Origin of the sequence: Sinomonas sp. (genome assembly GCF_036848755.1) — a bacterium.
Lineage (GTDB): Bacteria > Actinomycetota > Actinomycetes > Actinomycetales > Micrococcaceae > Sinomonas.
The window spans coordinates 2,916-11,032 of the sequence record NZ_DAIUJO010000115.1; the positions used below are offsets into that span (position 1 = coordinate 2,916).

An 8,117-nucleotide genomic window follows, 5' to 3' on the forward strand; every position below is an offset into this window, starting at 1 on the left:
GAGCCGCGAGGCCATGGCCTCCCGGATGCCGTTCGCCTCGAGATAGAGGCGGTACGCGGTGGCGGTGGTCGCGAAGCCTTCGGGCACTGCCACTCCGGAAGCCGTGAGGGCACGGGTCAGCTCACCGAGCGAGGCGTTCTTCCCGCCGACGCTCGGGACGTCCTTGATGCCGGTTTCTTCGAAGCGGAGGACGAGGTCGGAGAGATCCTGCAGACCCTCGGTCAGGGGAAGCCGTTCTTCGTTGGCCGGCGCACTCATCATTCGCTCCGGGCCATGAGAGCCGCGACCGCGGCGAGCACGTCCTGGCAGGCGTCCGCTGTGATCCTGCAGTGCAGGTAGAAGTCCGCGAGGGCGCCACAGGCCTCTCCGCACTGCTCGCAGGCCTCGGACATGACCCGGACGATCGAATCTGGCATCCGGCCGAAGTCTGATCCGAGCCGTGAAAGCACCTGGACGGCTGCGGTACAGATCGAGGCACAGTCCTGCTGCCGGCGGATCACGGAGCGCAGCTCGGCGACGGTGGGTTCTTCAAGGCAGCTGTCCGCGCCGGAAATGCAGGCCTGCGTGCAGGCGAGCGCTGCATCGATACAGTCTCCGAGCGCTGCTCGCTGGCTCTCGTCCATATCGGGAGCGGCCGGGTGGACGACGAGCGCCTCACGGGAGGGGGACATGAAAGGCTCCTTCTGGACATAGCGGGGCGGCGGCGTCGTCCCTTGTCGTCGATTTTCGAAGGCTCGCCTACCCCGGTGAAGAGGCTTTGGTCCCCGGGCGGGGCGCTCGAACCCTGAACCGACAGGGGACCTTCAGCCCTGTGGCTGACCCGGGCGGCCGCTGGATCCTGAAGGAGGCAACGGGAGGACCGTCCTCCTGTCTCGTCTGAGGAGGACTGGCATGTCCGAGTGGCAGGAAATCGTGACACCTGGACGCTTTGCCGGCCAGACGGCCATCGTGACCGGCGCGGCGTCGGGCATCGGGCGCGCCACCGCTCTGCGCGTGGCGCGCGAGGGCGGCCACGTCGTTGCAAGCGACGTCAGCCAGGAGGGACTCGACAAGCTGCTTGCCGAGCATCCCGAATTGGACCTGGTCGCCGTAGTCGGCGACATCACGACGGAAGACGCCGTCCAGCGGGTGGTTGCCGCAGCCAGCGGCCGGGTCGATGCGCTCGCCAACGTCGCCGGCATCATGGACAGCTTCCAACCGGTGCACGAACTCGACGACGCCACCTGGGACCGCGTGCTCGGCGTCAACCTCACCTCGATGATGCGGCTCATGCGCGCCGTCCTGCCGCTCATGCTCGAGGCCGGGGTCGGCTCAATCGTCAACGTGTCGTCTGAGGCGGGGCTGCGTGGCTCGGCGGCCGGAGCTGCCTACACCACCTCGAAGCACGCGGTCATCGGGCTCACCCGCAGTTCAGCCGTCATGTACGGGCGGAAGGGAATTCGCGTCAACGCCGTCGCCCCCGGCGGGACCCGGACGAACATCCATGCAGAATTCGCGTCCGAGCTCGCCATGGAAGTGCTCGGCCCCCTCATGCAGGCCAACATCCCGCCGATTGCCGAGGCGGAAGAACTGGCGGCCGGCATCACGTTCCTCCTCAGCCGCGACGGAAGCAACGTCAACGGGGTCGTGCTCGCATCGGACAACGGGTGGAACGCGATCTGAACCGCGTTCCACCCGCCGGTCTCAATGCCCCCGGTCGATCCACTCCTGGAGGTGCGGGGCCTCTGCGCCGATCGACGTGGAATCACCGTGTCCCGTGTTCACGGCCGTGTCCGCGGGGAGGGTCAGCAGGCGCTCGCGGATCGAGTCGATGATGGTCGGGAAGTCGCTGAAGGAACGCCCGGTCGCCCCCGGGCCACCCTGGAAGAGCGTGTCCCCCGTGAATACCGTGCCAAGGGCCGGCGCGTGGAAGCTCACCGAACCGGGGGAGTGGCCCGGCGTGTGCAGCGCCACGAGCTCCGCGCCCCCGACCTCGAAGCGCTGCCCGTCGGCGATCTCGGCGTCCGGTTCGCTGTCCGGGTAGACGGCCTCCCACAGCATCCGATCAGCCGGGTGAAGATGGACGGGGGCACCGACCCGTGAGGCGAAGTCCCGCGCGTGCCGGATGTGGTCGTCATGTCCGTGCGTGAGCAGGACGGCGGTCACCCGCCGCCCGTTCACAGCCTCGGCGACCTGGGCGGCGTCGTGCGCAGGATCGATGACGACGACGCTCTCGTCGTCACCGACGATCCAGACGTTGTTGTCGACCTCCCATGTGCCCCCGTCGAGGGAGAACGTGCCGGAAGTGACGAGACGCTCGATGCGCGCGGCCATCAGAGCTCCACCACCGAGCGGAGGACCTCCCCGCGGTGCATCTTCTCGAACGCAGCCTCGACATCGCCGAGCCCGATCCGCTCGCTGACGAATGCATCGAGCGGCAGCCGGCCCAGCCGGTACTGGTCCACGAGCATGGGGAAATCGCGGCTCGGCAGGCAGTCGCCGTACCACGAGGACTTGAGCGAGCCGCCCCGCCCGAACACGTCGAGGAGCGGAAGCTCGAGGGTCATCTCCGGGGTCGGCACCCCGACGAGCACGACGCGGCCCGCGAGGTCGCGCGCGTAGAACGCCTGCTTGTAGGTCTCGGGGCGCCCGACGGCGTCGATCACGACGTCGGCACCGAACCCGCCCGTGAGCGCGCGGATCGCCTCGACCGGATCCTGTTCGCGCGAGACGACGCCGTGGGTCGCCCCGAGCTCCTTGGCGGCGTCAACCTTGGCTGGGTCCAAGTCGACCGCGATGATCGTCGTCGCGCCCGCGAGCTGGGCGCCCGCAATCGCGGCGCAGCCCACGCCGCCGCAGCCGATGACGGCGACGGACTCGCCGCGTTGAACGGCGCCCGTATTGATGGCAGCGCCGATGCCGGCCATGATGCCGCAGCCGAGCAGGCCGACCGCTGCTGGGTCCACGTCGTCGTCGATCTTCGTGCACTGGCCCGCGGCCACGAGCGTCTTCTCGGCGAACGAGCCGATGCCCAGCGCGGGCGAGAGCGGCGTGCCGTCCTGGAGGGTCATCTTCTGCGTCGCGTTGTGCGTCGCGAAGCAGTACTGGGGCTGGCCCTTCTTGCACGCGCGGCACTCGCCGCAGACCGCGCGCCAGTTCAGGATGACTCGGTCGCCCGGCTTGAGGTCCGTGACGTCCGGACCCACGGCGCTCACGACGGCGGTCGACTCGTGGCCGAGGAGGTACGGATAGTCGTCTCCGATGCCGCCGAGCTTGTAGTGCAGGTCCGTGTGGCAGACGCCGCAGGTGAGGACGTCGACGAGAGCCTCGCCCGGGCCCGGATCGGGCACCAGGATTGTCTCCACGGTCGCCGGGGCGCCCTTCTCGCGGACGACGACGGCCTTCACTTCGTGAACGGTCTGGGCCATGAAAAAACCTCCGGTGGTTCCCCGACAGATGACGATGCCATGATGGCTTTGCCATCCTACGGGGAGCCACCGGAGGTGACGTAAATCACTCTGGGGCGGGTCAGACCCCGAGCTTCTCCTTCACCTGGGCGGCTGAGGGGTTCGTTGCAGCCGTGCCGTCGGGGTAGATCACGGTCGGAACGGTGCGGTTGCCCCCGTTGAGCTGCTCGACGAGTTCTGCCGTGCCCTCGACCTCCTCGATGTTGACCTCGGTGTAGCCGATGCCCTGGGCGGTCAGCTGCTTCTTGAGGCGGTTGCAGTAGCCGCACCATGTGGTCGAGAACATCGTGATCGTGCCGTCTGCGGGGGTGAAGTCGGTCATGGGTGTGCTCCTCGGGCGGTCGGGTCTTCCGTATCGGAAAACTGTCTCTCCGGGTCAAGTATTCCGGACCGCGCGTCGCGTGTTCCGGACCGCTCGTCACGCGGGCCGTGAAGCCTTCCGCCGGCGCAGGCGGTACAGCTCGTCGGCGCCCCAGACGACAAACGGATACGGGAGGAGCATGGGCAGGAGCCACGGTTCGGGCGGTGCCGTGCCGAACACGCCCTCGAGCGGCGGGGCATAGACCAGGGCGAGGCTGAACGCGATCTCGAAGGCGATGCCCCACAGCAGCAGCCGGTTCGTGCCGATACCGATCCGGAGCAGCGATTCCGTCTGGGTCCGGGCAGCGAACGCGGTGCCGATCTGGCACGCCACGATGCCGAGGAACGTCATCGTCGTCGCCTGGACCCACGCTTCGTGGAGGGCCCCGCTGTTGGTGTTCGCGCCGAAATGCCATCCGCCGGCGAGGAGGGTCACGAAGAAGGCGGAGGAGACGAGCACGGCGGAGACGCCGCCGAGGAGTCCCCACGCGCGGGCCAGCATCGGCCCGTCGATCACATTCTGGCCCCGTCGGCGAGGCGGCCGGTCCATGGTGCCCGGCTCCTCTGGCTCGCGGCCGAGCGCGAGCGCGGGGAGGGTCTCGGTGCCCAGGTCCACGGCGAGGATCTGCATGACGGTCAGCGGAAGGGGGATCCCGCCGCCGGCGATCGCGTAGAGCAGGAAGGGCACCACTTCCGGTGTCGCGTGGGCGAAGATGTAGACGATGAACTTCCGGACGTTGTCGTAGACCCTCCGTCCAGAGCGCACGGCGCTGACGATCGAGGCGAAGTCGTCGTCGGAGAGGACCATGGTGGCGGCCTCCCGTGCGACATCCGTCCCCGAGCGGCCCATGGCGACCCCGATGTCGGCGCGGCGGAGCGCTGGGGCGTCGTTGACGCCGTCGCCCGTCATTGCCACGACGTGTCCCATGTCATGGAGCGCGTCCGCGATGCGCAGCTTTGCCTCCGGCGAACTGCGGGCGAAGATGATTTCCCGTGTACTCGAGAGCAGCGTGTCGAGCTGGTCTTCGCTCATGCGATCGAGTTCGTCGCCCCGGACCACGGGGATATTCGCGTCCCCGATCCCGATGCGGGAGGCGATTCCCCTGGCCGTCAGGCCATGATCGCCCGTCACGATGATGAGCCGGACACCGGCGCGGTGACACTTCGCCACCGCCTCCTTGACCTCGGGTCGGGGAGGGTCGAGCATGGCGACCACGCCGAGCAGCACGAGATCCGCCTCTGCCGAGCGCCGCTCGATTCCTTCGGAGCCCTCGGGAAGTCCGCGCTCGGCAATTGCGAGGACGCGGAGGCCCTCGTCGGCCCACGCGTCGACCATCGCCGAGATCCGAGCCCGAAGGCCGGCCCCCAGAGGCTCGCTGCCACCGTGCGTCGCCACCTCCGTGCACAGGGGGAGGATCTCCTCGGGCGCGCCTTTCGAGTGCAGCCACAGCCCCTCCGTGCGGTCCACCGTGGACATCCGGCGGAGGACCGGGTCGAAGTGGAACTGTGCGACCCGTTCGACGCCGCGCCGGTTGCTCGGCAGGCCAAGCCCGGCGGCGAGATGGAGCAGCGCAAGCTCGGTCGGGTCACCGACCTCACTTCCGTCGTCAGCGATGGACGCGTTCGAGCACCACGCGCCGGCTTGTGCGGCGCGTGCCGTCGGTGAGCCGGGCACAGCGGGGCTGATGCCTTCGCCCACTTCGACCACGCCGCTGTCCGTCCACATCCGCGTGACCCGCATGACATTCATCGTGAGCGTCCCGGTCTTGTCGGTGCAGATCACGCTCGTGGAACCGAGGGTCTCGACCGCCGAGATGCGCTTGACGAGGGCTCCCTCGCGCGCGAGGAGCCTGACGCCGACCGCCAAGGCAAGAGTGATGGTCGGCAGGAGGCCCTCTGGGACATTCGCGACGAGCAGCCCGATCGCAAAATTGAGGGTGTCCCCGAAGGAGAGGCCCGCGAGCAGTGTTCCGACTGGGATGAAGGCGGCTCCCATCGCCACGGCCACGACGGCGATGACGCGGGCGACGCGGTTCACCTGACGCTCGAGGGGACTCGGTTCCTGGCCGACCCGTTCGGAGAGCGCCGCGATCCGCCCGAGCTCCGTGCGCATGCCGGTCGCGAAGACGACGGCGAGCGCCTCGCCGCCCGTGCAGTTCGTGCCGCTGAAGACCATATCGGGCGCATCGAGCAAGCGCCCCGGCCCCCCGCCCGCGTGAGCCGAGCGGAGCACGGGCAGGGACTCTCCAGTCAGCGTCGACAGGTCCATCTCGACCGCGCCGTCCAACAGCCGGGCGTCTGCGGAGACCCGGGCGCCCTCGCGGACGACGATGACGTCGCCGGGAACGAGCAGGCTCGCATCGACGGCGGTCTCCTGGCCGTTGCGCATGACCTGTGCGGTGAGCGGGAGGTATTCAGCGAGTGCCTCGACGGCCCGCTCTGCGTGGCGTTCCTGGAGGAACGCGAAGGCGGCATTGAGGACGACGACGGCGACGATCGCCCCAGCGAGGGGTTGAGACCCGCTCACGAGGCTGAGGGCCGCCGCGAGCCACAGGAGGAGGGCGAGCGGGTGCGTGAGCTGACGCAGAACCTGACGCGGCCACTCGCGGCCGCCACGTCGCGAGAGGACGTTGGGCCCCGAGACAGTGAGCCGGCGGTCCGCTTCGCGCTGCGAGAGGCCGCTGCGTCCGGCCTGCAGTTCCGCAAGGAGGCGGTCGACCGATATGCGCGGGTCGAGGTCTTCGCGAGGCGGGGCCACGGGCGGTCGCTCCATGGACACCAGTACACGGTCTGGCACCGGGCGCTGGTAGGGACGAAAGTCTTCGCGAAGATCCTGACGCAGCCTTTACGCCCCGGCGTCTGTACGGGGAATGCCCCCCGCGCGACACTGCCCCCATGGACATTTCTCAGTGGTGGCGCTTGATCCGGCCCGACACGCGCGCCTGGCTCATCGCCCACAACGGCGAAGCGCTCGCTCCGCCGATCATTGACGACATCCTCGCCGTCACCGGGGGCACCACCGATTCCCAGTGGTGGGGTGGGGAAGCCCAAGGGGGCCCGCTGCTCACTGACGAGGCGACGGACTGGATCGAGGCCGTGGCCAATGACGAACAGCCGGCGTGACGCCAACCACGCTCCCTCGCGCCGGGTCATCCGATGAAGTTCCACGGGCTCAACGATCCGCAGCGGCCGCCGGTGCACTACAAGGCTCTGCCCGGTTCGTCCGCCGAGGCAGGCGACGCGGTAGAAGGCGACCTCCTGCGGGGCGCGCACGGCTATCTGTTCCGGGATGCGCAGGGACAGCAGTGGTGGGTCATGTTCGCCGTCCCCCGTCAGCGGCAGGGGCGCGAGGCGGGTTCCCCATCACGGCAGGGGCAGATCCTGGCCTGTGCGAACGTCGAAGACGACGAAGCAGAGGAGGTTGTGGTCCTTGCCGAGGGCGTGAGCAAGGAGGCGGCCGAAGACGCGTTCCGGCGGCACCAGCCCGGATCCTTCGAGGAGGCGGCCAGAGTGGCCGCCTCCCTCGGCGATACGGACTAGGCCCCTACCCGACGTGGACCCATGGCCGCTGGGTGACATCGGGAACGGCCTGGCGGAGGACCTCTCGGGTGACCGGGGCGATCTCGCCTTCCCCGAAGAACATGAAGCGCAGAAGATTCCGCACCGGGTTCCCCTCCGTCCAGCGGAAGTAGATGTGCGGCATGAGTCCGGTGACGTCGCGGATGTGCAGGAGGATCGACGCGATCGTGTTCGGGACCACGGGGCCGTGGACCTCCAGGATCCGGTAACCGTGGCGCATGATCCCGTGCACCTCGAGCGGGGTTTCGAAGTCCGAGGAGTCGTCGACGATGACCTCCAGGAAGATGACGCTGGCCCCGAGGGGCAGGTGGCTTACCTCCCTCACCGACTGCAGCTTGTGGCGGTAGGACTCCCCGGTGATCTTGAGCGGTTCGTGGGCGATGATCTGCAGGGGGCCGGATTCGGCCTCGGCAATGAACTCCACGGCCTTCTCGTCGAAGTGGATGCTGGTGGCGTGCAGTTCGAAGGAGCGCTTGGCGCGGGAGATGAAGGAGATGACGATCGTGCCGGCGATGAAGATGGCGGCGATCTGGATGCCTTCCGGGCGTTCGACGATGTTCGCGAGTGTCGTGTAGACGAAGACGGCGGAGATCACCGCGAAGCCGACGGCGAGCCGGCGCTGTCCACGGCGACGCGTGGCGAGGGTGACCGCGACGGCAGCCGAGGTCATCAGGACGAGGACGCCGGTCGCGTAGGCGCCGCCCTGGGCGTCCACGTTGGCCGCGAAGATCA

General features: G+C 68.7%; 9 protein-coding genes and 1 pseudogene. 3 read left to right on the forward strand and 7 right to left on the reverse strand.

What is annotated here, in order from left to right:
* The coding region (locus tag V7053_RS15440; RefSeq protein ID WP_334173159.1) for a PEP/pyruvate-binding domain-containing protein at window positions 1–258 on the reverse strand (258 nt) is incomplete at its 3' end.
* On the reverse strand, window positions 258–671 hold the full coding sequence (locus V7053_RS15445; protein ID WP_334173160.1) for a four-helix bundle copper-binding protein: 414 nt from the start codon (window positions 669–671) through the stop codon (window positions 258–260). The genes V7053_RS15440 and V7053_RS15445, both read right to left, overlap by 1 nt.
* Window positions 672–891: 220 nt before the next feature.
* Here V7053_RS15445 and V7053_RS15450 point away from each other — a divergent pair, with 220 nt between their 5' ends.
* The gene (locus tag V7053_RS15450) at window positions 892–1,662 is read left to right on the forward strand and encodes an SDR family NAD(P)-dependent oxidoreductase (RefSeq protein ID WP_334173161.1); all 771 of its coding nucleotides are present in this window, start codon (window positions 892–894) and stop codon (window positions 1,660–1,662) included.
* Window positions 1,663–1,683: 21 nt separating this feature from the next.
* Here V7053_RS15450 and V7053_RS15455 read toward each other — a convergent pair whose 3' ends face one another.
* The 4 genes from V7053_RS15455 to V7053_RS15470 all read right to left on the reverse strand — a co-directional run bounded on the left by V7053_RS15455 (window position 1,684) and on the right by V7053_RS15470 (window position 6,579).
* On the reverse strand, window positions 1,684–2,313 hold the full coding sequence (locus V7053_RS15455) for an MBL fold metallo-hydrolase (protein WP_334173162.1): 630 nt from the start codon (window positions 2,311–2,313) through the stop codon (window positions 1,684–1,686).
* A complete protein-coding gene (locus V7053_RS15460) occupies window positions 2,313–3,407 on the reverse strand; it encodes an S-(hydroxymethyl)mycothiol dehydrogenase (protein WP_334173163.1) in 1,095 nt (364 codons plus the stop codon). The genes V7053_RS15455 and V7053_RS15460 overlap by 1 nt, the downstream gene beginning before the upstream one ends.
* A gap of 100 nt (window positions 3,408–3,507) precedes the next feature.
* The gene (locus V7053_RS15465; RefSeq protein WP_334173164.1) at window positions 3,508–3,768 is read right to left on the reverse strand and encodes a mycoredoxin; all 261 of its coding nucleotides are present in this window, start codon (window positions 3,766–3,768) and stop codon (window positions 3,508–3,510) included.
* A 96-nt stretch (window positions 3,769–3,864) separates the two neighbouring features.
* Entirely contained in the window at window positions 3,865–6,579 is a 2,715-nt protein-coding gene (locus tag V7053_RS15470; RefSeq protein ID WP_334173165.1) for a cation-translocating P-type ATPase, read from the reverse strand.
* Window positions 6,580–6,701: 122 nt separating this feature from the next.
* Here V7053_RS15470 and V7053_RS15475 point away from each other — a divergent pair, with 122 nt between their 5' ends.
* Together V7053_RS15475 and V7053_RS15480 are read left to right on the forward strand one after the other, a co-directional pair.
* The gene (locus tag V7053_RS15475) at window positions 6,702–6,929 is read left to right on the forward strand and encodes a hypothetical protein (protein WP_334173166.1); all 228 of its coding nucleotides are present in this window, start codon (window positions 6,702–6,704) and stop codon (window positions 6,927–6,929) included.
* Between the two features lie 33 nt (window positions 6,930–6,962).
* A complete protein-coding gene (locus V7053_RS15480) occupies window positions 6,963–7,346 on the forward strand; it encodes a hypothetical protein (RefSeq protein ID WP_334173167.1) in 384 nt (127 codons plus the stop codon).
* Between the two features lie 4 nt (window positions 7,347–7,350).
* Here the strand turns inward: V7053_RS15480 and V7053_RS15485 are convergent.
* Window positions 7,351–8,117: pseudogene (locus V7053_RS15485) on the reverse strand (amino acid transporter); the annotation flags it as partial.